This window comes from Pseudoalteromonas sp. 11L1, assembly GCF_055397545.1.
Map to the genome: position 1 here is coordinate 354,080 of NZ_AP041141.1, position 26,541 is coordinate 380,620.

The 26,541-nt window shown below is 40.6% G+C and carries 24 protein-coding genes; 8 read left to right on the forward strand and 16 right to left on the reverse strand.

From position 1 onward, the window contains the following. Positions 1–136: 136 nt before the first annotated feature. Positions 137–2,566, reverse strand: a complete 2,430-nt coding sequence (locus ACZ5WS_RS01725) for a zinc-dependent metalloprotease (protein WP_464710268.1) — start codon at positions 2,564–2,566, stop codon at positions 137–139. A gap of 154 nt (positions 2,567–2,720) precedes the next feature. Here ACZ5WS_RS01725 and ACZ5WS_RS01730 point away from each other — a divergent pair, with 154 nt between their 5' ends. Beyond that, the gene (locus ACZ5WS_RS01730; RefSeq protein ID WP_138607119.1) at positions 2,721–3,689 is read left to right on the forward strand and encodes a class 1 fructose-bisphosphatase; all 969 of its coding nucleotides are present in this window, start codon (positions 2,721–2,723) and stop codon (positions 3,687–3,689) included. 113 nt (positions 3,690–3,802) lie between these two features. On the opposite strand, the gene ACZ5WS_RS01735 is transcribed toward ACZ5WS_RS01730, so the two are convergent. Next, on the reverse strand, positions 3,803–4,129 hold the full coding sequence (locus tag ACZ5WS_RS01735; RefSeq protein ID WP_069438841.1) for a hypothetical protein: 327 nt from the start codon (positions 4,127–4,129) through the stop codon (positions 3,803–3,805). Between the two features lie 43 nt (positions 4,130–4,172). Here ACZ5WS_RS01735 and ACZ5WS_RS01740 point away from each other — a divergent pair, with 43 nt between their 5' ends. After that, positions 4,173–4,523 carry a DUF5522 domain-containing protein gene (locus ACZ5WS_RS01740; protein ID WP_055012293.1) on the forward strand — a complete coding sequence of 117 codons (351 nt, stop codon included), beginning with the start codon at positions 4,173–4,175 and terminating at the stop codon, positions 4,521–4,523. A 1-nt stretch (position 4,524) separates the two neighbouring features. On the opposite strand, the gene ACZ5WS_RS01745 is transcribed toward ACZ5WS_RS01740, so the two are convergent. Next, entirely contained in the window at positions 4,525–5,355 is an 831-nt protein-coding gene (locus tag ACZ5WS_RS01745) for a sulfurtransferase (protein WP_464710273.1), read from the reverse strand. A 131-nt stretch (positions 5,356–5,486) separates the two neighbouring features. Here ACZ5WS_RS01745 and ACZ5WS_RS01750 point away from each other — a divergent pair, with 131 nt between their 5' ends. Then, positions 5,487–6,230 (forward strand): glycosyltransferase family 25 protein, encoded by a 744-nt coding sequence (locus ACZ5WS_RS01750; RefSeq protein ID WP_464710275.1) that lies wholly within the window; start codon positions 5,487–5,489, stop codon positions 6,228–6,230. A 41-nt stretch (positions 6,231–6,271) separates the two neighbouring features. Here ACZ5WS_RS01750 and ACZ5WS_RS01755 read toward each other — a convergent pair whose 3' ends face one another. The 5 genes from ACZ5WS_RS01755 to ACZ5WS_RS01775 all read right to left on the reverse strand — a co-directional run bounded on the left by ACZ5WS_RS01755 (position 6,272) and on the right by ACZ5WS_RS01775 (position 11,721). Then, entirely contained in the window at positions 6,272–6,691 is a 420-nt protein-coding gene (locus ACZ5WS_RS01755; protein WP_054202515.1) for a group I truncated hemoglobin, read from the reverse strand. Next, entirely contained in the window at positions 6,691–7,497 is an 807-nt protein-coding gene (locus ACZ5WS_RS01760; protein WP_464711460.1) for a DUF3034 family protein, read from the reverse strand. Before ACZ5WS_RS01760 ends, ACZ5WS_RS01755 begins: the two co-directional genes overlap by 1 nt. 13 nt (positions 7,498–7,510) lie before the next feature. Beyond that, entirely contained in the window at positions 7,511–9,826 is a 2,316-nt protein-coding gene (locus ACZ5WS_RS01765) for a bifunctional diguanylate cyclase/phosphodiesterase (RefSeq protein WP_138607133.1), read from the reverse strand. After that, positions 9,816–10,481 (reverse strand): methylamine utilization protein, encoded by a 666-nt coding sequence (locus tag ACZ5WS_RS01770; protein WP_138607140.1) that lies wholly within the window; start codon positions 10,479–10,481, stop codon positions 9,816–9,818. Before ACZ5WS_RS01770 ends, ACZ5WS_RS01765 begins: the two co-directional genes overlap by 11 nt. A 136-nt stretch (positions 10,482–10,617) precedes the next feature. Beyond that, positions 10,618–11,721 (reverse strand): phosphoribosylaminoimidazolesuccinocarboxamide synthase, encoded by a 1,104-nt coding sequence (locus ACZ5WS_RS01775; RefSeq protein ID WP_464710281.1) that lies wholly within the window; start codon positions 11,719–11,721, stop codon positions 10,618–10,620. A gap of 217 nt (positions 11,722–11,938) precedes the next feature. On the opposite strand from ACZ5WS_RS01775, the gene ACZ5WS_RS01780 reads away from it, so the two are divergent. From ACZ5WS_RS01780 to ACZ5WS_RS01795, 4 genes are read left to right on the forward strand one after another with little or no spacing between them, the layout of a single operon-like run. Next, complete coding sequence (locus ACZ5WS_RS01780; RefSeq protein ID WP_290170508.1) at positions 11,939–12,973, forward strand: CDP-glycerol glycerophosphotransferase family protein; 1,035 nt, start codon at positions 11,939–11,941, stop codon at positions 12,971–12,973. Positions 12,974–12,979: 6 nt separating this feature from the next. Then, positions 12,980–13,666 (forward strand): ABC transporter ATP-binding protein, encoded by a 687-nt coding sequence (locus ACZ5WS_RS01785; protein WP_109875437.1) that lies wholly within the window; start codon positions 12,980–12,982, stop codon positions 13,664–13,666. Further along, on the forward strand, positions 13,663–14,910 hold the full coding sequence (locus tag ACZ5WS_RS01790; protein ID WP_290170505.1) for an ABC transporter permease: 1,248 nt from the start codon (positions 13,663–13,665) through the stop codon (positions 14,908–14,910). The genes ACZ5WS_RS01785 and ACZ5WS_RS01790 overlap by 4 nt, the downstream gene beginning before the upstream one ends. 14 nt (positions 14,911–14,924) lie before the next feature. Beyond that, positions 14,925–15,425, forward strand: coding sequence for a DUF3299 domain-containing protein (locus ACZ5WS_RS01795; RefSeq protein ID WP_008468279.1), 501 nt, complete (start codon positions 14,925–14,927; stop codon positions 15,423–15,425). Positions 15,426–15,474: 49 nt separating this feature from the next. Here the strand turns inward: ACZ5WS_RS01795 and ACZ5WS_RS01800 are convergent, their stop codons facing one another. From ACZ5WS_RS01800 to ACZ5WS_RS01815, 4 genes are read right to left on the reverse strand one after another with little or no spacing between them, the layout of a single operon-like run. Beyond that, the gene (locus ACZ5WS_RS01800) at positions 15,475–15,729 is read right to left on the reverse strand and encodes a hypothetical protein (protein ID WP_256729616.1); all 255 of its coding nucleotides are present in this window, start codon (positions 15,727–15,729) and stop codon (positions 15,475–15,477) included. A gap of 19 nt (positions 15,730–15,748) precedes the next feature. Further along, positions 15,749–16,288 (reverse strand): YbhB/YbcL family Raf kinase inhibitor-like protein, encoded by a 540-nt coding sequence (locus ACZ5WS_RS01805; protein ID WP_290170501.1) that lies wholly within the window; start codon positions 16,286–16,288, stop codon positions 15,749–15,751. Positions 16,289–16,321: 33 nt separating this feature from the next. Continuing rightward, on the reverse strand, positions 16,322–17,422 hold the full coding sequence (locus ACZ5WS_RS01810; RefSeq protein ID WP_290170499.1) for an alkene reductase: 1,101 nt from the start codon (positions 17,420–17,422) through the stop codon (positions 16,322–16,324). Between the two features lie 39 nt (positions 17,423–17,461). Next, positions 17,462–17,866: a VOC family protein gene (locus ACZ5WS_RS01815; RefSeq protein ID WP_290170496.1), complete on the reverse strand. Its 405-nt coding sequence runs from the start codon at positions 17,864–17,866 to the stop codon at positions 17,462–17,464. Between the two features lie 115 nt (positions 17,867–17,981). Between ACZ5WS_RS01815 and ACZ5WS_RS01820 the strand changes: the two genes are divergently transcribed. Beyond that, the gene (locus tag ACZ5WS_RS01820; protein WP_178954756.1) at positions 17,982–18,872 is read left to right on the forward strand and encodes a LysR family transcriptional regulator; all 891 of its coding nucleotides are present in this window, start codon (positions 17,982–17,984) and stop codon (positions 18,870–18,872) included. 76 nt (positions 18,873–18,948) lie between these two features. On the opposite strand, the gene tldD is transcribed toward ACZ5WS_RS01820, so the two are convergent. From tldD to rng, 4 genes are read right to left on the reverse strand one after another with little or no spacing between them, the layout of a single operon-like run. Further along, entirely contained in the window at positions 18,949–20,388 is a 1,440-nt protein-coding gene (gene tldD, locus ACZ5WS_RS01825) for a metalloprotease TldD (protein WP_138607155.1), read from the reverse strand. Then, positions 20,385–21,224, reverse strand: a complete 840-nt coding sequence (locus ACZ5WS_RS01830) for a carbon-nitrogen hydrolase family protein (protein ID WP_464710295.1) — start codon at positions 21,222–21,224, stop codon at positions 20,385–20,387. Before ACZ5WS_RS01830 ends, tldD begins: the two co-directional genes overlap by 4 nt. Further along, positions 21,221–25,069: a YhdP family protein gene (locus ACZ5WS_RS01835; protein ID WP_464710297.1), complete on the reverse strand. Its 3,849-nt coding sequence runs from the start codon at positions 25,067–25,069 to the stop codon at positions 21,221–21,223. The genes ACZ5WS_RS01830 and ACZ5WS_RS01835 overlap by 4 nt, the downstream gene beginning before the upstream one ends. Further along, on the reverse strand, positions 25,069–26,541 hold the full coding sequence (rng, locus tag ACZ5WS_RS01840; RefSeq protein ID WP_138607161.1) for a ribonuclease G: 1,473 nt from the start codon (positions 26,539–26,541) through the stop codon (positions 25,069–25,071). The genes ACZ5WS_RS01835 and rng overlap by 1 nt, the downstream gene beginning before the upstream one ends.

Here is a 26,541-nt window from a genome sequence, read left to right on the forward strand (position 1 = left end):
CACCTCAAAAAGACTAAAATAGGGGGTTGCTAGATTAACAAAAAACCAACTTTATGCAAGCAAAAGTAACACCCTAAAAACAAGGCACCATGAAACGTAACGTTTACACAGCGCCTTTATCCTCTGGCTTGTACTATTAAATAGGTGAGCCTGGTGGTATTGGCAGGGCTTTAAAATTATCAGGCCACTGGCCTGTTGTTAAAAACTGATTAATTTGCGACGATAAATAGTTTTTAAATGCGCTGTCACCCACTTCAGGGTGGCCTAGCAAAGAGTGCTGATTAAACTCATCAGCAAGTTTGCTTAAATAGAAATGCAGTTGCGCTTGCACTTCAGGGCTTAAACCGTCGTTAGCCACAAGATCAGCCATGGCTTTTGCCGTTAGGTACTGTACTCGTTGTGTTACTTTTCCTGTCATGGTGGCAGGTGCTGATACATTAAACACTTGCTTATTTAACTGTTTAAGTAGCTCATCTAGGTTATAAAAGCGGTTATCACGTGCTTGCTGCTGTGCTAATCGATTTAATCGTTGAGCATTAAGTAATAGCGATAAGCTATGCTGCGCGGCCACTTCAGGCAATGCAAGTGCATCCATAGTTAAGCCGGTACGACCCACTATACTTTCTCGTGATTTAGACTCGCCATACGCTTTAGGTACGATTAAGGAAAGTATCGACTCTGGCAGCGTTAGATTAGTTGCTTTTAGGGTGGCTAAAATAGCATTAACGGCTTGTTGCTGAGCCTCTTTAGCTACAACTTGGGCGCCTTTAACGGGTGCATCACTACGAATTTCATAGTCATAATCAACGCCCGCAATAAGCTTTGCAACCGCTTCAACTTGATAACGGTGGAACAAGTAAAGTGGCACTAGCTTTTCTTCTAACTGCGACAGTGCAACCCCAGTTTTTATATTGTTAATACCAAACTGCCCAAGCGCCTGCTTTCGCACATCAAGCACTCTAAGTAATTCTTCACTTGGATTACTGCCATTATCCCAAAGATGCGCTGTAGGGTGCGCTCCACCTTTTGCACGGGCATCACTGTCAGAAATAAACGCCAAACCTAGCGATTTATTTTGTTGTAAAATAGCAGCGAGTGCTTCGCTTTCATCTTGGCCGGTAAAATCACTGTAGCCATATTTGATCACTTGCGTATCCCATGCGCCCATACCTTTAGCATAACCATGAGATACGTCTAACTGACCATTATCTGCAAAGCTCAATAACGGATGCGGATAATCCATCACCGAAGCTCGATTATTTACTGACGCAGCAAAGTTGTGCGCAATACCCAGTGTATGACCAATTTCATGAGCGCTGAGCTGACGAATACGATCAAGTGCCATAGCATGTAAAGTACCTGCCACTTCATTGCCTTTTAAATAAGGCGCAGCGAGTGATTCAGCAATAAGGATATCTTGACGCACTCGCAGCGACCCTAGTGTCACATGGCCTTTAATAATTTCGCCTGTACGTGGGTCTATAATTGAACTGCCATACGACCAACCTCGAGTTGCTCGATGCACCCATTGAATAACGTTGTAGCGCACATCCATAGGATCTGCATTACTTGGTAGCACTTTAACTTTAAAGGCATTTTTATAGCCTGCAGCATTAAAAGCGTCATTCCACCATTGCCCGCCATCTAATAAAGCCGTTTTTACTGGTTCAGGTACCCCTGGATCTAAGTAATAAACAATAGGCTCTACTGGCTCACTAACTGCTAGGCTTGGATCTTTTTTTGCTAAACGATGACGCGGAATGTAACGCACGTACATAGACTCATCGAGCCCTGCTGCATAATTTTTGTGCTCCACACTCCAATAACCGGATTGCGGGCTAAATTTTCGTGGCGTGTAATTATCATCAGGCAGTTGAATAAGTGAATGGTGCATGTGCACACTCAAAGCGTAAGGATCAGCACTCACTTGGCGAACGTATTTACCTGGTTTAGACCCTTTAAAGGTGAGAATGGCTTCAAGTTCAGTATTTTTCAAAAATGCTTTTGAGCGATTCATAAATACCGCACTGCGTGACTCATCAAGGCTAAACTGCCCTTGCTTGCGCGCAGCTAAAGTACGGCTTACGCCATGTACGTCACTCAGTAAATAAGGGGTGTAATCTATTAATGCAGCATTGTCATCTTGAGCGACAACTTTAAAACCCGCCAAAATGCTGGATGCAAACGCTTCTTTAACGCTTTGCTGCTCTGCTATATTACTCGTGTTTGCACGGTAGTAAGTATTTACGGCACGTAACATCACCTTGTTGCCAAAGCGCTCAAACTGTACCAAATAGGTACCGCCTAATTGGCCTCTATCTAAACCTATGTCGTTAGAGCCAACACCATAAGGCAAGCTATGCTGTAGTAAAAATTGTTGCTCAAGTTTATCAACTTTTAAATACACATTGCCGTTTTGGGTATCATAAAAGAAAGAAAAATAACCAGGGAAATGGTTCATTTTTTCAGTAAATTCGTCAATAGACTTAATTGCTGCGTGCGCTTGAGTTATCATACAGAGCAGCACAGTAAAGAGTATGTAACTTAATCGTGATATTTTTTGCATAATCTTATCTTTGTTATTAGCGTTTTAAATGCGATGTAGGTACCCCATTATAGGGGGGTATTTATACAATACAGTTATTTAAGACGAATTTCAGCGCTCTAAACTAATCTCTCTCACATTATGATTAGTTTTAACACGTTATCAGGAAAAAAGAATGCGTAGACTCCCACCAGTATTACTAGAAGATGGCTGTTCAAGAGAACTTTTGTCGTTAATTCGTACAATTTTAGCGGCATGTAAAGAAATTTCATTTCGCGTCGGTCAAGGTGAATTATCGGGCGTATTAGGCTCAACCCTCGATGAAAATATTCAAGGCGAAACACAAAAGAAACTCGATGTACTGTCTAATCAGTTATTAAAAGATATATTGCTGGAGTCAGGCACAGTTAAAGCGATTGCCTCTGAAGAAGAAGATTATACTGTTGCCGGTAACTCAGATGCCGAGTACATTGTTGCATTTGATCCACTTGATGGCTCGTCAAATACCGATATTAACTCACTTGTAGGTACTATTTTTTCGATTATGAAAGCACCTGTGGGCTCAGATGCTGCTGATGAAAAGATTTTTATGCAACCTGGGCATCAACAAGTGGCTGCAGGTTACGTACTGTATGGCCCATCAACTATGCTTGCGCTAACAACGGGTAAAGGTACACGCATGTTTACCTTAGATAAAACCCAAGGTAGCTTTTTACTTACTCAAGATTTTGCCGCTATTCCTGCTAAAACTAATGAATTTGCAATTAATGCCTCTAACCAGCGCCACTGGGAACCAGCGATGCAAAACTACATTAATGACTTACTTGCCGGAGATGCAGGCCCTCGCGCTCAAAACTTCAATATGCGTTGGATTGCTGCAATGGTTGGCGATGTTCATCGTGTACTTAGCCGTGGTGGTTTATTTACTTACCCAACTGACACTAAAGATCCTAATAAACCTAATAAACTACGTTTACTATATGAAGCAAATCCAATGGCAATGCTAGTAGAGCAAGCAGGTGGTATTGCTTCAACAGGCACTGAGCGTATTATGGATATTCAGCCTGATGCTATCCATCAGCGAGTTGCGGTTATTTTAGGCTCTAAAGACGAAGTGGAAACTTGCTTGAGCTATCATAAGTAAACTTTAAGAACAGGTTTTAGGTTTCAGTTGTCAGCTAGAGATAAGCCCTGTAGTGGTTACTAACATCTGAAACCTATTGCTTAAAACCTTTCATATTTTCTGATAACCACCTGCTACTGCTGTAGCAGCTTTAACAACTGTGCGAGCTTTTGATGAGTCAACTCGCCCATTTGCTCGCTATTACTTAGCGCGTAAATAACGCCTTCATGCTCAGCGCAATTTATGTCATCTCGCGACTCAATAACATTTGCCCACAGCTGTAAATCGTCAATATCAATTTCTTTATTGAAACAACGCGTAAGTACATTAATTAGTACAGGCTTTGTGAGTGTGTACAGGTAGGTTTGATTGTTTGCTGCGGTTGAAACAATCACACTAATGGCGTTATCTCTTTGCTCCCCAAAAGTAATAAATTCAGCCAATGCTTTTTGTATATTCATAATGTTTGTTATTCTTGCTGCTCTACTGTTAATAAGACCTAAAATGACCCAGATAAACTGCAGCCAATGTAATACAACGCTTAACTGTAATGTTAATGATATTACCGCATGTTGGTGTTATCAGTTACCCGCTATTTTACCACTCGATGATACAGCAACCAGCTGCTTATGCCGCTTATGTACTCTTGCTAAAATAAATAGCTATTTAGAGACTATATACACTCAACCAATAAAAGCTCAAATCGCTTTTGCTAAACAATTTAGAAGCCATGATAATTTAATTGAAGGGTTAGATTACACCATGCAGAATAATTACATGGTGTTTAGTAAGTGGTATTTTTTAAAACGTGGTACTTGCTGCAAAAACGGGTGTAAAAATTGTCCCTATAGTTAAATTAACCACCCACAGCAATAGGCAGTGAGCTATCAGCGCCCCACTCACTCCACGATCCGTCGTAAACACTTAAATTATTATATCCGCATTCATCAGCGAACAATGCAAGCGCACAGGCAGTAACACCCGAACCGCAGCTAAACTGTATCTGGGTTGCATTACCGACTAATTCACTAAACTGTGTTTGTATAAAGTCGAGTGATTTTGCCTCGCCATTTTCTAATAAACTACTTAAAGGTAGCGAGTAGCTATTAATAATATGGCCGCTGCGCATACCCGCTCTTGGCTCTTTATTTTTACCCGTAAAGCGCTCATAAGCACGCGCATCTAAAATGACCGTATTGGCATCCTCAGTAGCACTTAGTACCTGCTTTTTATCAATAAAGTAACCAGGTTGGTAATGAGCAATAAAGTCGCCTTTTAGTGATGCTTGTGTATAATTTGACTCAACCACAAGCCCAAGTTCAAGCCACTTGGCTAAACCGCCACTGAGGACTTTTACGTTATTAAACCCCATGGCTTTAAACATCCACCAGGCTCTAGCTGCACTGAATAACCCCGCATCCTCATAAATCACCACCAATGAGTCGTGATTAACGCCTGCTTTTTGCATCACCTGAGTAAATTGCTCTGCACTACACAAGGTATTGGGTAATGGGTTTGAAGTATCTGCGAGTTCTTTTTTGATATCAAACCGTTGTGCCTTGGGTAGCATAGCAACGGGCGAGTACTCCCCTGCAGCAGAGGGGCGTAGCATACCTGCATCAAAAATAACTAAGTTAGTTTGCTCTAAACGCGCATGTAACCATTTTGCACTGACTATGTTTTTCATCGTCTTGCCAAATTTAAGGAAATGAAATAGCTATATATTATTACAGCCTGTTTATAAACAGAATTTAGACTGGTTACAAATTATAATAATGCTAAAATAGCTGCTTTGAGGTTTCTAAATAAAATAAAATTATGCCAATCCCTTTTTACATTATCAATATGCAAGGCTGCGAAGACCGTTGGGAAACAACCCTAAAGCGACTTACCAGTCTACACTTAAATGCTGAACGTTTTGAAGCGACCATTGGCAAAAACCTTAGTGAACAAGAAATCCTCAAGTGGTATTGCCCGAAAAAAAATAAAAAACGTTACAATCGCAACCTATCTGCAGGTGAAATTGGTTGCTATGTAAGCCATATGCGCCTTTGGCAAAAAATGGTCGATGAAAATATCGCTTATTGTGTTGTATTAGAGGATGACCTTTTCATTGAAGCTTCACTAAAAGATGTTGTTGATGCGGCGCTTAAATTAAAAAACTGGGATTTAATCAAGTTATCTGATAATCGAAACTTTCCATTTATTGACAGTACGCTATTAGAAAATAACCTAACAGTTGGCAACTATAAAAAAGCACCAAACGGCACTCAAGGCTACATCATTTCACTAAGCGGCGCTAAAAAACTACTGCAAAGAAAACCGTTTTTTAGACCGGTGGATGTCGATATGCAGTTTCATACTGAAGTAGGCCTAAATATGATAGGCATAAAACCCTATCCTGTTGCCGAAGATCGAAGCTTTATTAGTGAAATAACAAGCGCTAATGCAGGCTCTCATTCCAACCGCAGTACATTTATCAGAAATTTAATTCATAGAGCGAGTATTCATATGCAAAGACGATATAAAACGGCAGATCTTGCCAAAATTACAAGTGAGTAATACCCAGCATATTTTTACATGTATGCATTTGATTATAAAAATTAAATCTTAATAATTTCGCCACGCAATGGCGCCATTTTAGCTAAAATTTCATTTTGCACTGTATGTGGGATATTTTGCTCGTTCATTGCATTTATTAATAAATCGACAACGTGATTGAAGTCTTTTTCATTTATATTCATACCTGTATGAATCGCAACCATCGAGTCGCCTTTGTATTCACAAGGACCCTCAACCAGCGAACATAAATGACTAATAAACCCTTGTCGAAAATGGCTAATATTACTGTGTTCAAAGTAATGAAACACTTGTTTATCATTGCCTATTTGGGCAATAAAACTGTCAGTTAACTTTTCAAGCCCAGCTCGCTCGCCAAGTTGGTGATACAGAGAAGTGTTAGGTTGTGTTGTACACCCTGAAAGTAAGCTTAAACAACAAAAAATAAATACACTCAGTTTCATTACCAATACCCCGTAACCGATAAATACCAGCCGGTTTGTTTATCAACACCAGCAATCCGCCCTAAGTCTAAATAGGCCGCCGTTACACTGACATGTTTATTAGGCATCCACGCTATAAATAAATCGCGCCAATCTTGTTCGCCTAAACCTAGGTTATTGGCTTTTTGTCGATACTCAATGCCAATAGCAAGTTCACGACTTACAAACACCGCACTACTTGCTTCTAGTAAAATATGGCTACCTTCATTAGCCCCTCCATATCCTAAAAGCCCTAACTGATTGGCTTTACTGTAACGGGTGGTCACATTCCAAAACCAGTTGTACCCAGCAAGTGCGCCCAAATGTAATTTACTGGCTGCTAGGTACACATCTGTCCCACTGGTATTTTTTGCGCCAACCAACTTTGCAACTGCGCCATCATCCAGTGATTTATGCTGTACACCCATGCTTAGCTGGGGCCACTTACTGTATACTATATCACCATATAAACGAATTTTTGCCCCAGAAATTGACTGCTCTATTTCTGTATTGAGCGCAGGCACATCAAACTGCTGCACGGCATAACTCAGTTCAACACGATTAAATAGGTTAAGCTGCACACCACAGGCATCTAGGCGGTAATCTGTTACATCAGCACGACTACAAAAGCCATTAACAGCCCATTCGTCCTCACTAGCATAACCTGCTAGCTGCGCCCAAGGAACTAACCCTCCTCCTGCACTGCCTTCAACTTGAGAGACACCCGGTGTTGCTAATAGTTTTCCCGTTGCAGCTACAGTTAGCGTACTGCAAAATAAGAGTGTCATGCTCAGTAAAAATTTAATGTACACCCTGATATTCCTCTAACCATTGTTCTAGTTGCTGTGCTTTTAAAGGACGACTCAAGTAGTAACCTTGTGCATGATCGCATTGCATTTCGTGAAGCAATGATAAAGACGCTGCCGTTTCTACGCCCTCGGCCACCACTGAAAACCCAAGTTGGTGCCCAAGTGTAATTGACGAGCGCACTATGTATTGATCTTTTTGTGACTCATGCAAAGTTAAAATAAAGCATTTATCTAGCTTAAGCTCATCAATAGGTAACATTTTTAATCGCCCCAATGATGTTTGCCCGACACCGTAATCGTCTAATGATATTTTAACACCGATAGTTTTTAAGTTCTCTAACGCTTTGATACCTTGAGCTTCATTTTCGATCATATCGCGCTCCGTCAACTCAATAGTGACGGAACTTGGGCTTACATGATATTTCTTTAAGGTCGCGACCAATAAATTATGAAATCCCGCATGCGCAATATCTTGGGCTGACACATTAATGGCTGCCTGTAAGTGAATCCCTTTTTTATACCAATCGGCTATTTGCGCAATAACTGTATCGACAACCCAGGCAGTTAGTTCCACAATTAATCCTGACTGCTCAGCTAAATCAATGAACACTTCAGGCGAAACCCAACTCCCATCATCACGTTGCCAACGAATAAGTGACTCAACCTTATCAATTTTCTGACTTTTAATATTCAACTTAGGCTGATAAGTCATAAACAGTTGCCCGTTATCATCATCAATCGCTTGTTTGAGCTCATCCAGCATGATTAAACGGTCTAAGTGCGCCTCATCTTCACCATCTTGGTAGTAATGTAAGCTTTGTTGGCTTGTTGTAGCCGCATCAACAGCAATGAGTACACGCCGCATTAAATCGTCCGCTTTAACGCCTTGTCCAGGGTACTGCACAATCCCAGCGTTAAAACGCAAACTTATTTTTAAGCTTTTAATCTGGTAAGGTGCCTGTAATTGCTCAATCAAATCGGCTACAGCACATTTTACTTGGTCAGCCTCCACACTGGGGTAAACCGTTAAAAACTCATCGCCGCCAATTCGTGCATGAAATCCACCAAGCTCATCAGAGAATTGACGAATACGGTTTGCCACCGCAATTAAACACTCATCTCCTACTTGCGGACCAAGCTTGTCGTTTATGTGTCTTAAGCCTTTTATATCAATAGCAACAAGCGTGTAGCATCTATCTTTAGTGAGCTGCTTTGCTAATAAATCTAACATAGCTGAACGGTTATAAAACCCTGTTAAGGTATCGTGATGTGCTTGAAAACTGATTTGCTGCTCACGCTTATTAATATCATTACCCATGTTATTAAAGGCGCTGACTAGCGTTGCTATTTCGCTGCTTTGTTTTTTACCTTCAAATTTAAAACGGTAGTCACCTTTGGCAAATTGCCTTGCGATAACCGCTAACTGTGTAAGTCCGCTGGTTAAGTTATTGGCCAGCAAACTACTGGTGATCACACCAAATAACATGGTTAATACGGCCAATGTAACTAGCGTTAGTAATAGCTGCTCAATATCTCGATAACTTGAAGTTAAATCAGCACTTAGTAGTAAGGTGACCGGATGTGATTGCAAAGACGGTAAAGCTATTTGTTGATTTTCATAGGCCAAGTACTCAGCAAAAAAACGAGCTGTAGTTTTATCTTCAAAGTATTCTATAGGTTGAAATTTTTCAGATTGAGGTGCAAACGAGCTTGCTGCAAAATCATCTAACTGCGCAACAAAGCTAACCTCCATACCGGTTAAGCTTTTCAGCTCAGTAGCAACAGCCGACGTGATTTTAAAGCCGACCAAGCTGTAAGCGATAGTTCTTGGAGTTTTAACGGGCAATAATATCACTTGATAGAGCTGGTTATTTAACACCACAAAGCTCGATTGTTCAGAATTATTTAATAACTCATCCATCAAGGGCTGTAGGTTATCTGCAAAATTTTGTGCATTCACATTAGCAGACACTAACCGCCCCGATAAATCGAGCAACAGCATTAAATCGGCATTGATCCGTTGGCTATGATTGTATAGCACACTACTAATGGTGGCTGCATCGCGAGTAGCAACTGCTTGCTTAAAACCAAAATCAGCGGTTAAAACCTTTGCAGCAGTTAATAGCAAGCTCTCTTTTGATTTTAAATATTGCTTATAAACGCTTTGCGCAACCGTTATATTTTGCTGGACTTTTTCTGCCTGAAACTTACTCGTAGACCACCAAAAACTCACTAAGCTGAGTAAAGTTGTAAGTAACACCAAGCCAACGCATAGCGTTGTTATACGGCTACGTAAATTATTGCCCATTACCTTCCCTAAATTGACTGCCAAAGGTGTTACGTGGTGCAGGCATAGATGTATTAATAGCGATTAATACTGGGTTAGTTGATTCTATATCAAACAGCTTTTTATTATCCAAAGGAGCTGTTTGCAGCGAATGCCAGATACTGGCTTGCACAGGAAAAGAGTCAACTTGTAGTTTTATCTGGCCTTGCTCGTTGCTGGTATACACATGATTACTGTTAGCAACATAAATATAGCCCACCATAGAGTCGTGGATGTTGCAGCCAAGAACAACAACCCCTTGATTATCAAACTTAATGGGTTCTTCTGGCTGGCCAGAATAGAGCTTTAATTGAAAAGGCTTTGCTTTTGAAAAAGAATATACATGGTGGCGAATATTATCGCTATTTGGAAAGTTTACGTACTGACCTTGACGTACAATAAGCAGCTGCGGTGAAAACTGTTTATCAACTTGATCCATTACCACCGTGGGTAAATTGCCCGTAGCTTTTGAGGAAGGTAAATGATTTATTTCTACTACAGCATTAGGCAATACTTGGCCATGCTGATCTTTAATAACCAAATTAATGGTATTGCCAAACGCCGATACACTAAACAATGCACCCAGTACTAATAAATAACGACGTTTTGCAATAACTTGCATTGCTCGCTCTAACATAATCACACCTAAATATTCACCATAGGTTAAGTTAATTAGAGACGAGCACTAATTGCAAGAATTATAGCTCAGTTACTAAAAATAAATACTTTTTCACTAGTTGAAACAAGCTTTATCATTAAGATTAACTTGCTCGTTAGTGATTAATTAAACCGTAGTCAGTATCTAAAATTGCAATCACTTCTTTGCGCGGATCATTGGGTATAACGATCTCTTTACCGACAATTTTGCTAGCAATACCCACATAAGTGTCAGACACTTCAAGCATTACTGACTCAGGTAAAATATAATCTTTTGCTAGCTGCTCACGCTCAGCCATACGGTCTTTATTTAATAATACATCACTCTCTGGCACGTTATTAATTAACAGCTGACGGAAGCCTTCCTTTGAGTTTTCAACAATTTTGCCATTCTTATAAGATGCTTCATCCCAAATACGCGATGAATCTGGTGTCCCTACTTCATCAATATAAATAAGCTGCTGCGCACCATTTAAATCTTCTACGTAACCAAATTCAAATTTGGTATCAACGAAAATCTGGCCAAGCTTAGCTAACTCATTACTAATTAGCTCGAACCCTTCTACCAATAATTTTTCATATTTGGTGACATCGTCAGCCGATTTAAAATTGAAAACATCTAAGTTGTTCGTAATATTTTCACGAGTGATGTTTACATCATCTACGGCAGGAATATCAGCAACCCCTTCTATAATACCTTTAGTAGAAGGAGTTATAAGTACTTGCTCAAGCTTTTGATTCGCTTTTAAGCCTTCTGGAAGTTGCAAACCACAAAAGTGTCTTTCGCCTTTGGCGTAGTCGCGCCACATACTGCCGGTAATATATTGACGAGCAATTGCTTCAACTTTAACTGTACTGGCTTTACGAACAATCCATACGTATGGATGAGGAATATCAACAATATGATTACCCGCCAAACCGGCTTCATTAAACATGTTAAACCAATGAGCAGCCACTGAGTTTAATGCAATCCCTTTACCAGGAACGCCATTTAGGCCATTTTCACCTTGCCATATGCAATCAAAAGCAGAAATTCTGTCTGAAATAACCATAATGGCTAATTCAGTATCGGCAGGAACATTATAGCCTTTTTCATTTATTAAGCGTTTGCTATCTGCATCGGTTAACCAATAAACTGAACGCACTTTGCCACTGTGTACTTTACCTTTAGTACGAATGGGTAAGTCATCGTTTACGTCTAAAACTTTATAGCTAGTCATGCTATCTCCGGGGTTTGGCATGCTCAAAGAGCAAAGTATGGAATTGGGGTTAGGCGCTCTATAATAATCTAGGCAACCACAAAGCTCAATCTTAGGCTAAAAACAAATCATCTCAGAATATTTATCTAGCTGACGCATTGGGGTAAACTTGCATAATTACTTGCCCTAAGGAGCTAGCTTGAACTATTTAACTGCCACTAAGAATAAGAAATATCTAATGTATATTTCTCAAAATTATTCCTATGCTATTTTAAGGCCATTGCAAGCAGAAATATTAGCTCAAGGAGGGGAAGTTAAATGGTTCTTAGAGGGTGATAATGTTAACCCTGACTTTTTGAAAAGTGATGAAAAAACACTAAATTCTATTCATGAGATAAACCAATGGGCGCCTGACGCAACCTTTGCACCAGCGAACTCTATCCCTACATTTTTCCCAGGAAAGAAAGTAGCTGTTTTTCACGGCTTTGATGCAGGAAAGCTAAACAAAAAAGGCCAAAACGATCACTTTAAAGTTCGGGGATGTTTTGATTTATATTGTACGCAAGGCCCAAATACGACGGCTCCGTTTACGGCGTTACAAAAAAAACTGGGCTATTTTAAGGTAGTAGAAACAGGTTGGCCTCCCCTAGATCAATTCTTTAACGGTAACTCAAAGCCTAGCCATATCGATGAAACAGACTCTCGCCCAACGGTATTGATCTGCTCTACATTTTCAAAACGCTTATCTCTTGCACCTAAACTTTATGAACAAATAAAACACTTTAGTGAAAGCGGTAAATGGCGACTATTAGTTCAGTTTCATCCGAAAATGCCGCAAGAGTGGGTTGATAAATACCAAGCGTTGAGTAATGACAATCTAACCTTTGTTGAAACAGATAATGTTATTCCATTACTGCAATCTGCTGATGTAATGCTGTGCGATACTTCATCCATATTACTGATGTTTTTGGTACAACGAAAACCGGTTGTAACGTTTTGTAATAAAGCACCTGAAAAACACTTACTTGATATTACAGATAAAAATAACGTTGAAGCCGCAATAGACTATGCACTAACTTATCCAAAAGAACTGGTGGATAATATTGAAGCCTTTTGCCAAGAATTACACCCATACGCAGATGGTAAGTCAAGCCAACGAGTACTTTGCGCAACCAATGAACTGTTGCATAGTGATGAAAAGCTCAAAGCTAAACCGCTTAATCTTCTTAGACAATTTAAAATGCGCAAAAGACTTAACTATTGGAGTTGGTAAGCCGTTATGATCAACCTTGAGAATGTATCTTTTAAATGGCATAAAAAAGCAGCCAGCCCCACTCTCACTATTGAGCAACTCGCCATTGATGAAGGTGAACATGTTTTTTTACATGGGCCAAGCGGTAGTGGTAAATCTACCTTACTGGCACTACTGGCAGGCATTAATGTAACCACTAGCGGCCAACTTTGTGTTTTGAACCAAAACCTAAGTGCGCTTACCAATGCACAGCGCGATGCATTTAGAGCTGATCATATTGGCTATATTTTCCAAAACTTTAATTTACTACCTTATTTAACCCCATTAGAAAATGTATGTTTAGGATGCCAATTTTCGAAAAAGCGTCAGCAGCACGTACTCAACCAAACTGATAGTTTAACTAAAGAAGCCGCCCGACTTCTCAACGCACTTGGGTTGGAGCCGCACTTTCATAATCAAAATGTTGCCACTTTAAGTATTGGGCAACAACAGCGAGTTGCCGCAGCACGCGCATTTATAGGCAGTCCCGAACTTATCATTGCCGATGAGCCAACTTCAGCACTTGATACGCAAAATCGTGAAAGCTTTATTAAGCTGCTATTTGAACAAGCAAAAAAAAGTAACAGCACGCTTGTTTTTGTCAGTCACGATGAAACATTAAAGCCACTCTTTAGCCGCACAATCGACTTAGTAAATTTACAAGGTGATGTATGATTTTATTTAAACTTGCCTATAAAAGTTTGCTAAATAGACGTGCCAGTGTATTACTGACATTGCTCACTATTGCGATTAGCGTCATGTTATTACTCAGTATTGAGCGCGTTCGCGTAGATGCTAAAAGTAGTTTTAGTAATACCATTTCGGGTACCGATTTAATTGTTGGCGCACGTACTGGCGATATTCAATTACTACTGTCCTCGGTGTTTAGAATTGGCCACACTAATAATGGGGTGAGCTGGCAAAGTTATCAATACATAATAAAACAACGCGGGGTTAAATGGAGCATTCCTATCAGCCTTGGTGATAGCCATAAAGGACAAGCAGTTTTAGGCACCACACTTGATTATTTTAAGCACTATCGATTTGCTAAAAAACAGTCCTTAGCATTTAGACAAGGACAGGCTTTTTCTAGCATCAATGAAGTTGTTATAGGGAGTGAGGTTGCAAGTAAACTGGCCTATAAAATTGGTGATGAAATCGTGATTTCTCATGGTATGGGCAATACTAGCTTTCATCATCATGACGATAACCCCTTCAAAGTTGTTGGTATTTTAAAGCCTACTGGCACCCCTGTTGATAAAACATTGCATGTGCCGCTGGCGGCAATTGAATTGATTCATGGTGGCGGCCATCATGATCATGACGATCATCATGACCACTCGAATCACGCACTAGTTGGCCATCCAAAACAAATTACCGCCTTTTTAATGGGCTTCGATTCACCGCTTTATACGCTACAAATTAGGCGCAACATAAATCAATATAAGCAAGAGCCTCTATTAGCGATTATGCCCACAGTCACACTAAAAGAGCTTTGGGAAATGCTGGCAATAATAGAAAAGATCCTATTGCTATTTTCATTTGTGGTGGTCATTATTAGCTTGCTCGGTATGTTAACCACACTGCTGGCTAACCTTAATCAACGCCGCAGAGAACTGGCAATATTGCGTTCTGTGGGCGCCCGCCCTTGGCAATTATTTTCACTGATCAGTATAGAATCACTGCTCACTACCTTTTTAGGTTGCTTAGTAGGCTGCACTCTATTTTATGCGCTTATGGGCACAACCGCGGGTTACTTACAAAGCCAAGCAGGAGTGAGCATTAGTATCAGTATGCTCTCTGACTATGAACTCACTTTGATTGGCGTTATTATGGCTGCGGGATTCATTATTGGCTTGATCCCTGCTACACGCGCTTACTTTTATTCTCTTAGTGATGGTATGAGTATAAAAATATAAACTTTAGGATGATCATGACGTTGTTTAAAGTAACTACACACTCTTTAATGCTATTAAGTGCAGTGCTAATTAGCTTTGCTAGCATTGCAAATCCCCCGAAGGAAATTTTTTGGGAAGACTTGATCCCACAAGGGCATGTGCAAATAGATACCCAAGCACAAGCTAATCACGAAGGCAGTGAGCAAAACTGGGTGCAACCTGATTTGGACGCGCCGGTTGTTAAAGCACTTGATGGGCAGTCTGTTAGCTTACCTGGGTTTGTTGTGCCACTTGAAGGTGACAGCGAACTTATTACCGAGTTTTTATTAGTCCCTTACTTTGGTGCTTGTATTCATGTGCCACCTCCACCGCCAAATCAGCTGGTTCATGTAACTATTAAAGGCGGTGTGCCTATCGATAGCTTATATGATGCAATTGTTGTAACGGGCGTTATTAAAACGCAAACTTGGTCTGGCGAAATAGCTCAAGTGGGTTATCAAATGCAAGCTGTCGGTGTTGCTCCCTTTGAGCTTTAATTCTTAAAATAAAAACCCACTTTTCAAAGTGGGTTTTTATTTTGTTCTATCAACCACCCGTTCTTATATCTCGTTCAAGTTCAGACTGCGTTTTCACTGGATGACAAGTCGACTTCACCGTACTCTTATTGCTTTCATCTTCGTCAGAGCTATCTTGTGCTGTTGCCTCAAATTGCATTGAAATAGAAATCACTAATTGTGCATCATCAGGCCAATAGCCTGATTCATCAGATAATGGGGCCGCACTTAACAGCCTACTGCTACACAGTGCTATTAAAACAGTGAGTAAAGGTAAAGCCTTCATTTTTTATCTCCTAAGCTAATTAACGCGGTCCTGCCGTTACTGTGATCTCGGCTGTTTGCAAAGAGTGCTGATGTAAGAAAAACCCTGTAAGTGCACTTGTTGCTCCTTGTGGAACAGCTAATTTTTCTACATCCAGTGCATACACTTTATAGGTATAGCTATGCTTGCGTCCTTCTGGTGGACATGGTCCAAAGTATCCCGGCTTACCCATATCTGTATTACCTTCAATGGCTCCTTTGGGCAAAGTCGTTGAAGATAATGAGTTACTAGTAAAAGGAATATCATGTACTACCCAGTGCCAAAAACCACTGCCAGTTGGTGCGTCATTGTCATACACTGTCACGGCAAAGCTTTTGGCTTTTTTAGGCGCATTTTGCCATTTAAGTTGTGGTCTAACATTACCCCCCTGACAACCAAAGCTATTCCAATATTGCTCACTCTTTATTGCCTGCCCTGGCTGTAAGTCAGGGCTCGATAAACTAAATTCAGCCGCAAAACTGGCGCTACTAAACAGCCCGCTGATCAGTAAAGTAACTGCTGAGTTTGAAAAGTTAACCATTTTCAGTCCTTATATTTTCAGTTAAAACGAAAGTTACTTTTGATACGCTGGGTAATCGGTATAACCTTTGGCTGTACCTCCAAACAATGTTCTCCCATCGGTAATGGTGTTTAGTGGCAGTTGCTCTTGAATACGATACGGTAAGTCTGGGTTAGCAATAAAACGGCGACCAAATGCAATATAATCAGCAAGACCTTGTTCAATAAGCTGCGCACCTGAATACTCGGTATAATTACCGGCAACAATAATCGCGCCACTAAAATACTGACGAAGTGCGGCTCTAAACTCTGGTGTTACACTAGGTGCATCGTCCCAGTCCGCTTCAGCAAGATGAATATACGCAATACCAATTTGCTCAAATTGCTTTGCTGCTAATAAAATAGTGTCAATTGCTTCACTATCATCCATACCACGCTGAGTGATAAAAGGCGCTAATCTAACACCCACTTTATGAGCGCCAATGGCATTACTAATTGCGCTAATAATTTCACAGGCAAAACGAATACGATTTTCTTGGCTACCGCCATATTCATCTGTGCGTTTATTTGCTGAGCGTCTTAAAAACTGATCAATCAAATACCCGTTACCTCCATGTATTTCAACGCCATCAAAACCAGCTTCAATCGCGTTAATTGCCGCTTGCTTATAATCATTTACTATTTCTTTAATTTCTTTAACACTTAGTGCTCGTGGGGTTGGGCAGTCAAGCATCCGCCCTTCTCCATCATCGCCTACCACCCAAACTTGTGCATCTGGAGCAAGTGCAGATGGGGCAACTGGCGTTCCATCATGATGAAATGAAGAGTGCGACATTCTACCAACGTGCCAAAGTTGTAAAAATATTTTACCGCCTTCTTTATGCACAGCTTGTGTTACTTGCTTCCAACCTTCGATTTGTTCTTGCGTGTAAATACCTGGCGTAAATGAGTAACCTTTGCCCTGAGCAGAAATTTGTGTTGCTTCAGAAATAATCAGTCCTGCAGTAGCACGCTGCGCATAATAAGTGGCCATCAGTTCAGTAGGAATATCGCCCGGTTGCGCAGTTCGCGAACGGGTCATAGGTGCCATCACAATTCTATTTTGCGTAACCATGCCACCGAGGGTTTTAGCTTCAAATAAGGATTCTATACACATAACTAACTCTCTTATAAATAATGTTTATCTGGATTTAAATTAAATTTCATCACTGCTAAATAGCATTTCGACTTTCATCTCTTCAGGCCCAGGTATAAATACTTGATGCTCTAGGAGCTCTGGCACGGTTCGCTCGAAATAACTTATACCTGTTTGCGCTAAGCGACTTTTCAATCCTTGATAACCTATGCTACGAATGGCAATGTGATCTACCACTCCTCGGCCTTGGGTTTTGCTGTTTAATGCTGATAAGTAACCCTGTTGCGCTTTATTACTAGCGGCATTAACCAGATGAATCAAAGCAACGTTATCGCTGCCGTATAACCACGCTCCCTCGAAAGGAAAAGGCGGACGATACCCTTCACTTAGCCCAACTGAATTAATAAAGAACCGTCGCATCACCTGGTAATCACAACTAGAAATTAATACATGATCTAAACGCATAAACTTTCTCTGTTGATAATGAGTACAACCAGTTTAACTATTTACTTAAATTTGATAATTGAGTTAATATCAAAAACACTATTCATTAATACTGAATTATAAAGAGTGAGGAACGATGGCTAAGATTGATGATATGCAGCTTTTTGTTCATGTGGTGCGCTCTGGCGGGCTTGCTGCAGCTGGGCGAAAAATTGGTTTATCGCCTGCGAGTATGACGGCACGTATCAACCAGCTTGAAAATCACTATCAAACCCGACTGTTAATACGTAATACTCGCAGTATTAAATTGACCGAGGCTGGAGAGCAATTTTATCAAGGCTGTTTAAGAGTAATTGCTGAAATTGATGCCACAGAGCAAAGTATTCAGCTTAGTAAAAACACCCTTTCGGGTAGTCTCAAAATAACCGCACCCTCTGACTTTGGTAAACAGTTTGTTGCCCCTGCAATAGCTAAATTTGTAGCACAAAACCCACAAGTTAAACCACACCTGCATTTAACCGATGGCTTAGTCAATTTAGTTGAAGAAGGTATTGATATTGCTATTCGCTTTGGAAACTTACCCGATAGCAATTTGATTAGCCGAATGATCAAGGCCAATCAACGTGTGTTATGTGCTTCAGCTGAATATTTAAAAATACATGGCCAACCTTTGCAGCCAAGCGATTTATTAAATCATCGCTGCCTAGTAATGGAGCGATTTGGTCAATCGATGAATGATTGGCATTTTAAAGATCAAATAATTCGCGTCCCTGTGGCTATGAGTAGCAGTGATGGTGCGGTGATCAGACAATGGGCAATTGATGGTGCCGGGATTGCTCTAAAATCAATGGTAGATATTAGCGATGATCTGACAAAGGGTCATTTAGTGACACTACTTGATGACTATATTCTCGGTTTTAGTAATAAAGATAAACAACAGATTGGCTTACAGTTTCTTTACCCATCAAGGCAATTTCAGCCACGACAAGTTGTCGCATTTATGGATTTTTTTCAGCAGCAAATTTAAATAAACAGCCGACAAAATAAAACCTTGAAAGCATGCACTTCCAAGGTTTTATTTGTAGTATTTGGCAGTAATAAAATTAAGCCGTGCCACCCACTGTTAACTGATCAATTTTCAAACTTGGCTGGCCAACACCTACTGGGACACTTTGACCGTCTTTACCACAAACACCGACGCCTTTATCAAGCGCTAAATCATTACCTACCATAGAGATTTGTTGCATAACCTCAGGGCCATTACCAATTAATGTTGCCCCTTTAATTGGCTGAGTAATTTTACCATTTTCAATTAAGTAAGCTTCTGAGGCACTAAACACAAACTTACCTGAGGTGATATCCACTTGGCCACCACCAAAATTAGGGGCAAACACGCCTTTTTTAACCGTGCTGATAATATCAGCTTGGCTATGCTCGCCACCTAACATATAAGTGTTGGTCATACGTGGCATTGGTAAATGCGCGTATGACTCACGACGTGCGTTACCTGTTGGGTTTACCCCCATCAAACGCGCGTTCATTTTATCTTGCATATAGCCTTTTAAAATACCGTTTTCGATAAGTACGTTATAGGCTGCAGGCGTGCCTTCGTCATCCACATTAAGTGAACCACGACGATCAGCCATAGTACCATCATCAACCACAGTACATAGCTCTGAAGCGACTTTTTGCCCTACTTTACCGCTAAACGCAGACGCGCCTTTACGGTTAAAGTCACCTTCTAGACCATGACCGACTGCTTCGTGTAACAACACGCCTGGCCAGCCATTACCTAATACTACTTCCATAGTACCCGCTGGGGCATCAATAGCTTCTAAGTTTACCTTAGCTTGACGAACGGCTTCTTCTGCAAAGCCCATCCAACGCGGCTTGCCATCAACAAGCTCTTTAAAGTAACCATAGTCTAGGCGTGCGCCGCCACCAGCACCGCCACGTTCACGGCGACCATTCTTCTCTAGCAATACAGAGCAGTTTAAACGGATCAGTGGGCGAATATCGGTAGCAAAGGTGCCATCACTGGCTGCAATTAATACTTCTTCGTATACCGCAGACATTGAGCTAATAACTTGCTCAGCATCAGGGGCTAATTCGCGGATATAATTTTCAAGCTCACGTAACAAATTAACTTTATCGGTATCGCTCATGCTAGAAATTGGTTGATGCGGTGAAAACTGCTGTTTTGCAGCCACATCACTAAATACTTTAACCGCTTTATCTTCACCGGCATCGGCAATACTACGTGCAGCCGTGGCTGCTTTGTTTAACGCTTCAAGATTGATTGCATCTGAATACGAAAAACCGGTTTTTTCACCACTAACAGCCCGTACGCCAACACCACGCTCAACATTATAAGACCCTTCTTTAACAAGGCCGTCTTCTAATACCCAAGACTCATGATGACTCGATTGAAAATAAAGGTCGGCATAATCAACTTTGTGCTGGTGAATATAAGCTAATGTTTTTTCGAGTTCTTCTCGATTTAGCTGGCTGTCGTGTAATAAATGCTGTTCAACCGAATTCATAATAATGGCTCTCTAAATCGTTGGTGAGATTGCAGCGGCATATCTCGTCTAATTTTGTGTAACTGGTTCAAATCTACGGTACAACTAATAAAACCAAGCCCTGTTGGTTTTTCACTTAATGTTTCACCCCAGGGCGATAACACCAGGCTGTGACCATAAGTTTGTCTACCGTTTTCATGTGTTCCATATTGCGCTGCAGCAATAACATAACACTGAGTTTCTATGGCTCGTGCTGCAAGTAGCGGCTGCCAATGCGCTTTACCTGTTGGAACAGTAAACGCACTGGGTACTAATATAATTTCTGCGCCTTTACGAGCTAAGGCATTAAATAAACCAGCAAAGCGCAAATCATAACATACTGTTAAACCAATTTTACCAAAGGGAGAATCAACAACCACAATCTCATCGCCCGCTTGAGTAAAGTCGGACTCTCGGTAGCTGCCGGTCTGGTCATCTACCTCAACATCAAATAAATGTATTTTGTTATAGCTTGCAACAATATCGCCTTGGTTATTAAACAAGTGTGAGGCAGCGTAATACTTATGTTGGTCATAGGGCTCTGGCATGGTGCCAGCATTTAACCAAATATTGTGTTTACGACACAATTCACTAATTTGCTGTTTATATTGCTCAATACGCTGTGACACTAACAACGTATCACCAGCGTGTTTACTAAACACTAAAAACGCTTCTGGTAAACATACTAACAAAGGCCGCGTGCTTGGTAATTCAGCTAACGCTTGCTTTAAAGCTGCAATGTTATCATCAGGGTTAAAGCCTGAGCACATTTGCAATGCGATAATCGCAGGAGATGAGTTTATGCGTTGTTTATTCATTGCGCGGCGCTAACCTCAGCATCTTTGAGTTTTAACTCTGAGGATGCTCGCGGCTGATTTTGTGCTGCTTGTGGCAAGGTCACCTCTCGGCTCTTACGATCTAACTCTTGTACCTGAGGATCGTTCATTTTACCCGTCACTTTAAAGTTGATCTCTGAGATCACTCGCGCAGAATGAATTACTTTATCAATTGCTAAAGCTGCAAGCCCCGTTACTGGGTTAACCATCCAAGCCACAATTACTGGAATACTCGACGTTACTTGCGGTGCTACTGCTAAGTCGTAGTCAATTTCGAGAGTATTTAAATTTGCATACCCTTTAATCGAGAGATCGGCAGGCACCCCATCCATTTTAGTATCTTGGGTATAGGCAATGCCCTTATCTATCTGCATCGTACCTTTCATGCTGTTATAGAAAAAACCTTTAGAAAATACATCTCTAAAATCAAGCTTTAACTTACGCACTAATGAATCAAGGCTTAGTAATGAAAATACCCGTGCGCCCCCATCACTCACCTCAGTTAAGTGGCCTTCGCCTAGATCCCAACTAATTTCACCGTCTAAACTAGCAATATCTAAGTTATAAGGTGCCGCTTGCCAATTTAATTGATAATTTAGATTGGCGTTTGAGTCTTTAATAGTGGTGGTAATATCAAATTCATTAAATAAGGCGCCAATATCATCACTTTTAAGTTCGCCGCTCATTGCCGTTAAACCATTTTGCCATTGCCCTTTAGTGCGCAATATATGATCGCCTTTATCCACCACTAGCTCAGAAATAAGCAGTTTTTTACCATCGCCTAACAATGAGGCGCTGACTTTATCTAGCTGATAATGGCTAATCTTACAGTCGGCACACTCAAACTCAATAGCAGGCAAATTTGTAAGCCATGCAAGTTGTTCAGGAGATGATTTTTCGCTCGGTTGCTCTGTTTCAGCCTCTAAAAAATTAAGCCTTAAATAGTCACTGTTTATTCGAATCGGCTGACTTGATTGCTCGCTGGGAATGAACACTTCTGCTCGTAATTCTTTAGCATTGAGCTTTAATTGCAAGTTATTATTTAAGGGCGACAAACGCATATCAAAATCATTAAACTGCATGTCACTCACATTAAAAGAGTTAATATTCGCAACAACCTCATACAAAGGCGGCATAATACCTGGCGATTCACTCTCTGGCTGCGCTTTAGCTGCATTAATAATTTGATCAATTAAATCAATCCAAGGTAATAACTCACTTTGCGCTAAGTTAATACTTACCGCTAAATCTTGCGCGTTAAGCCCTAAATCTTTGTTGCCAATTATAAAGTGGGCGTTATTAAACTGTGATTTAGTATTGTCTAGAATGGCATTAAAATAAACTAGCTGATCAACGTTTGCGGTGATCAAATTAGATATATCATCACCTTGAATAACCGCACTCAGTGGCCAAGCTTGCTCACTGTTTTTTGTATATGCTCCAGGTAAAGAACTACTTAAGCCAATAAGTGGCGATTCAACTTGGGCACGATAGTTAAACCCTTGCTCGGTAAAATTAAGCTCCAAAGCAATATCAACATCACTTTGCCCACTTAAGTAACCATCTAAAATGCCTTGACCATGGTTTATGAGTGTTTGTGCATCAAGCTGAGCATTTATACTTATATTAGCGCGATAATCCTCTTCATTTGCGTCACTATTGTAGTTAATAGTTAGTGGCATACCAAGCCATGTAGCCGTTGCATTTGTAAGGTTTATTTGTTGATTATTAAAGCTAAGTTCACCCTTTAAATGCTCAAGAGAAATACCAGGCGCAGAAATGTAGAGAGGTGAGTCGAGTAAATTAACCTTACCACTGACACTGGCTCCCCCCTCAAATTGTGAACCTATTAGCAATTCAATATTTGCACTTGCAAGACCCTGTCCTTGCACAACATTAAAAATATCAGCTAATGGATTTGCTAAAGGCGTAGCGGCAAAAAAATCGTGCATTTTTTCAAGCTCTGCTTGCTTATCAATACTAACTACCAACGGCGCATCGCCCATTAAGTCATCAATACTTACATGGACACTACTGCCAATATCAAGGTTTACCAGTTGGCCTTGCTGACTATATATGTCCATTCGCTCATTAGCAAAATGCAGCTTTGCATTGGCATTAGTTACTGCTGGCCAATCGGGATCGAATTGATAGGTGGCATTGTCTATTTGTGCTATTACATCAAACTGCCCTGAACCATCGTCAAATGGAAAGCCTGATAGTGGACCAGAAAATAACACCTGAGTATTTGATACTTCGCCTGCTTTTATTGCACCATTTAAATAACTAACTAAGTCAGGGCTCATTAACGTTAAAGGAAAATAGTGACCTGCAATACTGGCATCTGGTGCAAACGCTTCAGCATATAAATCTAAGCGTGGCGTATCACCCAAACTCAGCTGCATTTGTGCGCTTAAAGTCACCTCATTGTTATCAAGCCACAGGTTATCACTGCTAATATGCCAATCGCCTGAGCGCTTAGCTAAATCAAGCTCAATATTTAATTGGTTATAATCAATATTATTACTAAAACTAGCACCTGTAATTAAATGGCTGTTCTCACTAAAAATCGCAATGCGACCATACTGCTGATTAACCAGCCCATTAACTCTTAAAGATTGAGCGGCGGGTACAGCGTTTTTTTCTTGCCAGCTAATTTCGTCAGCATCAAACCATAGTTGCCATTGCCTTGCATCGGCAAACTCAAGGTACGCAGTCTTTATTTGTCCGCTAGGTTGGCGTGCTAAAAAGGGAGCTAAATCGGTAAAATTAGTCAACTCAGCTAAATCACTCAATAGCGCTAAATCAAGTTGCTGTAGCCATACTTTATTTTGCTTACCCAATAAGGCTTCAAATTCAAGGCTTGGCCAAGTGGTTTCACCGGTGCTAAATGCTAAGCCTGTGCTTTTTAATCGCCAGCTATTTTGCTCAGGGTATAAATGAAATCCCCCTTCACTTAGGCTTACATTTTGTGTTTGTTCATTGAGCTGCCAATTTACCGCGCTCGGTAACCACTGAACTTTTACGTCACTCACTAGGCCTTGCTCTAATCTAAGCCAAGCTTGTAAATTTAAATCGCTATGCAGTTGCTGCTTTTGAGTATTAATATATTGCGCTAACCAATTTGACACATCAACCTGATTAGCCTGCACATACAAATCACCCACCATTTGCTCTAAGGTTTCACCCTTAAGGGCAATGCGTGCATCAAAATTCCCCACCGAAATACCCGGTAATGCTAGACTGCCACTACCAAGATGTTGTTTATCTTGGTTTTGCCATACAATGTTTTCTAATAACAGCTTGCGTTCTTTGTTATCTTCTAATACAAAGTTGATACTGGAGTTTTCTATTGCAAAATGACCGGTTTCACCTAAAAATAGCCCTTCTATTAATTCTTTTTGTTCAAATGACACATCATCTTGGTTGCCGACAAATAAATTCGCGACATTAACCTTGGTATGAAAACCATTAATGACAAAGTAATTCGACTTAAGTTGAAGAGACTTTAAGCTTTCCCAAAGATTTAGCTCTAAACTGGTTTTCGCAATAGTTAAAGAAATAGGGGCGGTTTGGTTGTCTTTAAATGATAATTCTTCGAGCACTAGGGCTGGGCCATTACCTTGCCAACTTGCCGATATAGCGCCTATCGATAAGCTGATATCAAACTTGCTATCAAGGTAATTTTCTATGTCGCCTTTATAATCATTTGCGTAAGGTAAGGTGTATTTTAAAATAGAAACAATAACGGCCAGTAGCACCAAAATTACAGCACTTATTTGCCATAATTTGCGTACACAAAAGAAACAGGCCGCTTTAAACTTCATTACATCATTACCACATCAAACTGCTCTTGGCTGTATAAGCTCTCTGTTTGAATATTAACTTGCTTACCAATAAATAACTCTAACTCTGCAAGGTTATGATATTCGTCATTTAATAGCGCTTCACATACTGCTGGGGATGCATAAACTACAAATTTATCAGCAGCATAAGCGCGATTAACACGCACTATTTCACGAAGGATTTCATAGCACACAGTTTCTACCGTTTTTTGTGAACCACGCCCTGAACATGCAGGACATACATCACACAGTATATGCTCTAAACTTTCGCGAGTTCGCTTGCGGGTCATTTCAACTAGTCCCAATGCCGACAAACCATTAATATTAGCTTTGGCACGATCTTTAGAAAGCGCAGATTCTAATGAATGCATTACTCGGCGTTTGTGCTCATCGCTGACCATATCAATAAAGTCGATAATAATAATACCGCCTAAATTACGCAGCCTTAGTTGACGGGCAATAGCTGAGGTTGCTTCAACATTAGTATTAAAAATAGTTTCTTCAAGGTTACGGTGACCAACAAATGCACCGGTATTAACATCAACCGTGGTCATTGCTTCGGTTTGATCTATGATCAGGTACCCACCAGACTTTAAAGTCACCTTACGATGCAATGCCTTTTGAATTTCACTTTCTACATCAAATAAGTCGAAAATGGGGCGCTCACCCGGATAATACTCAAGCACTTGCGATAATAACGGCACAAACTCTTCAGTAAACAGCTTAAGCTCTTGATAGGTCAGCTTAGAGTCAACACGAATGCGCTCCATATCTTCGCCCACGTAATCACGTAACGTTCTAAAAGCTAGCGTAAGATCTTCATGCAAAATACTCGCTTTGCTGGTTTTACGGCGTTTAGAAACTATTTTATCCCACAGTTTTTTTAAAAACGCAGCATCGTGACGAAGCTCAGCTTCACTTGCACCTTCAGCGGCAGTTCTAACAATAAAGCTGCCGTTTTCGTCGCCATATTCAGCAACAATTTTTTTAAGTCTAGCGCGTTCCTCTTCCGTTTCTATACGCTGACTCACACCAACATGCGTCGCATCTGGCATAAATACTAAATAGCGTGACGGTATAGTAATATCAGTGGTTAAGCGAGCACCTTTACTGCCCAGTGGATCTTTAACCACTTGCACCATAATGTACTGCCCTTGACGAACAAGCTCACGAATATCTTGGACTTTTTTAATTGGCTCGTCGTCAACACCTTCCACAATAGAAGCACTATTGACGATATCTGAGGCGTGTAAAAAGGCGGCTTTCTCTAAGCCTATATCAACAAAAGCAGCTTGCATTCCCGGTAGCACGCGACTTATTTTACCTAAGTAAATATTGCCTACTATGCCTAAATTACCAATACGCTCTAGCTGAATTTCTTGTAATACACCGTTTTCGATTAGGGCAACGCGACTTTCACTTGGCGTGACATTGATCAGTAGTTCTGTACTCAT

Coding starts and splice junctions, on each gene's coding strand:
- ACZ5WS_RS01725 (WP_464710268.1), bottom strand. CDS start 2,566: ATGCAAAAAATATCACGATTAAGTTACATACTCTTTACTGTGCTGCTC.
- ACZ5WS_RS01730 (WP_138607119.1), top strand. CDS start 2,721: ATGCGTAGACTCCCACCAGTATTACTAGAAGATGGCTGTTCAAGAGAA.
- ACZ5WS_RS01735 (WP_069438841.1), bottom strand. CDS start 4,129: ATGAATATACAAAAAGCATTGGCTGAATTTATTACTTTTGGGGAGCAA.
- ACZ5WS_RS01740 (WP_055012293.1), top strand. CDS start 4,173: ATGACCCAGATAAACTGCAGCCAATGTAATACAACGCTTAACTGTAAT.
- ACZ5WS_RS01745 (WP_464710273.1), bottom strand. CDS start 5,355: ATGAAAAACATAGTCAGTGCAAAATGGTTACATGCGCGTTTAGAGCAA.
- ACZ5WS_RS01750 (WP_464710275.1), top strand. CDS start 5,487: ATGCCAATCCCTTTTTACATTATCAATATGCAAGGCTGCGAAGACCGT.
- ACZ5WS_RS01755 (WP_054202515.1), bottom strand. CDS start 6,691: ATGAAACTGAGTGTATTTATTTTTTGTTGTTTAAGCTTACTTTCAGGG.
- ACZ5WS_RS01760 (WP_464711460.1), bottom strand. CDS start 7,497: ATGACACTCTTATTTTGCAGTACGCTAACTGTAGCTGCAACGGGAAAA.
- ACZ5WS_RS01765 (WP_138607133.1), bottom strand. CDS start 9,826: ATGGGCAATAATTTACGTAGCCGTATAACAACGCTATGCGTTGGCTTG.
- ACZ5WS_RS01770 (WP_138607140.1), bottom strand. CDS start 10,481: ATGTTAGAGCGAGCAATGCAAGTTATTGCAAAACGTCGTTATTTATTA.
- ACZ5WS_RS01775 (WP_464710281.1), bottom strand. CDS start 11,721: ATGACTAGCTATAAAGTTTTAGACGTAAACGATGACTTACCCATTCGT.
- ACZ5WS_RS01780 (WP_290170508.1), top strand. CDS start 11,939: ATGTATATTTCTCAAAATTATTCCTATGCTATTTTAAGGCCATTGCAA.
- ACZ5WS_RS01785 (WP_109875437.1), top strand. CDS start 12,980: ATGATCAACCTTGAGAATGTATCTTTTAAATGGCATAAAAAAGCAGCC.
- ACZ5WS_RS01790 (WP_290170505.1), top strand. CDS start 13,663: ATGATTTTATTTAAACTTGCCTATAAAAGTTTGCTAAATAGACGTGCC.
- ACZ5WS_RS01795 (WP_008468279.1), top strand. CDS start 14,925: ATGACGTTGTTTAAAGTAACTACACACTCTTTAATGCTATTAAGTGCA.
- ACZ5WS_RS01800 (WP_256729616.1), bottom strand. CDS start 15,729: ATGAAGGCTTTACCTTTACTCACTGTTTTAATAGCACTGTGTAGCAGT.
- ACZ5WS_RS01805 (WP_290170501.1), bottom strand. CDS start 16,288: ATGGTTAACTTTTCAAACTCAGCAGTTACTTTACTGATCAGCGGGCTG.
- ACZ5WS_RS01810 (WP_290170499.1), bottom strand. CDS start 17,422: ATGTGTATAGAATCCTTATTTGAAGCTAAAACCCTCGGTGGCATGGTT.
- ACZ5WS_RS01815 (WP_290170496.1), bottom strand. CDS start 17,866: ATGCGTTTAGATCATGTATTAATTTCTAGTTGTGATTACCAGGTGATG.
- ACZ5WS_RS01820 (WP_178954756.1), top strand. CDS start 17,982: ATGGCTAAGATTGATGATATGCAGCTTTTTGTTCATGTGGTGCGCTCT.
- tldD (WP_138607155.1), bottom strand. CDS start 20,388: ATGAATTCGGTTGAACAGCATTTATTACACGACAGCCAGCTAAATCGA.
- ACZ5WS_RS01830 (WP_464710295.1), bottom strand. CDS start 21,224: ATGAATAAACAACGCATAAACTCATCTCCTGCGATTATCGCATTGCAA.
- ACZ5WS_RS01835 (WP_464710297.1), bottom strand. CDS start 25,069: ATGAAGTTTAAAGCGGCCTGTTTCTTTTGTGTACGCAAATTATGGCAA.
- rng (WP_138607161.1), bottom strand. CDS start 26,541: ATGAGTACAGAACTACTGATCAATGTCACGCCAAGTGAAAGTCGCGTT.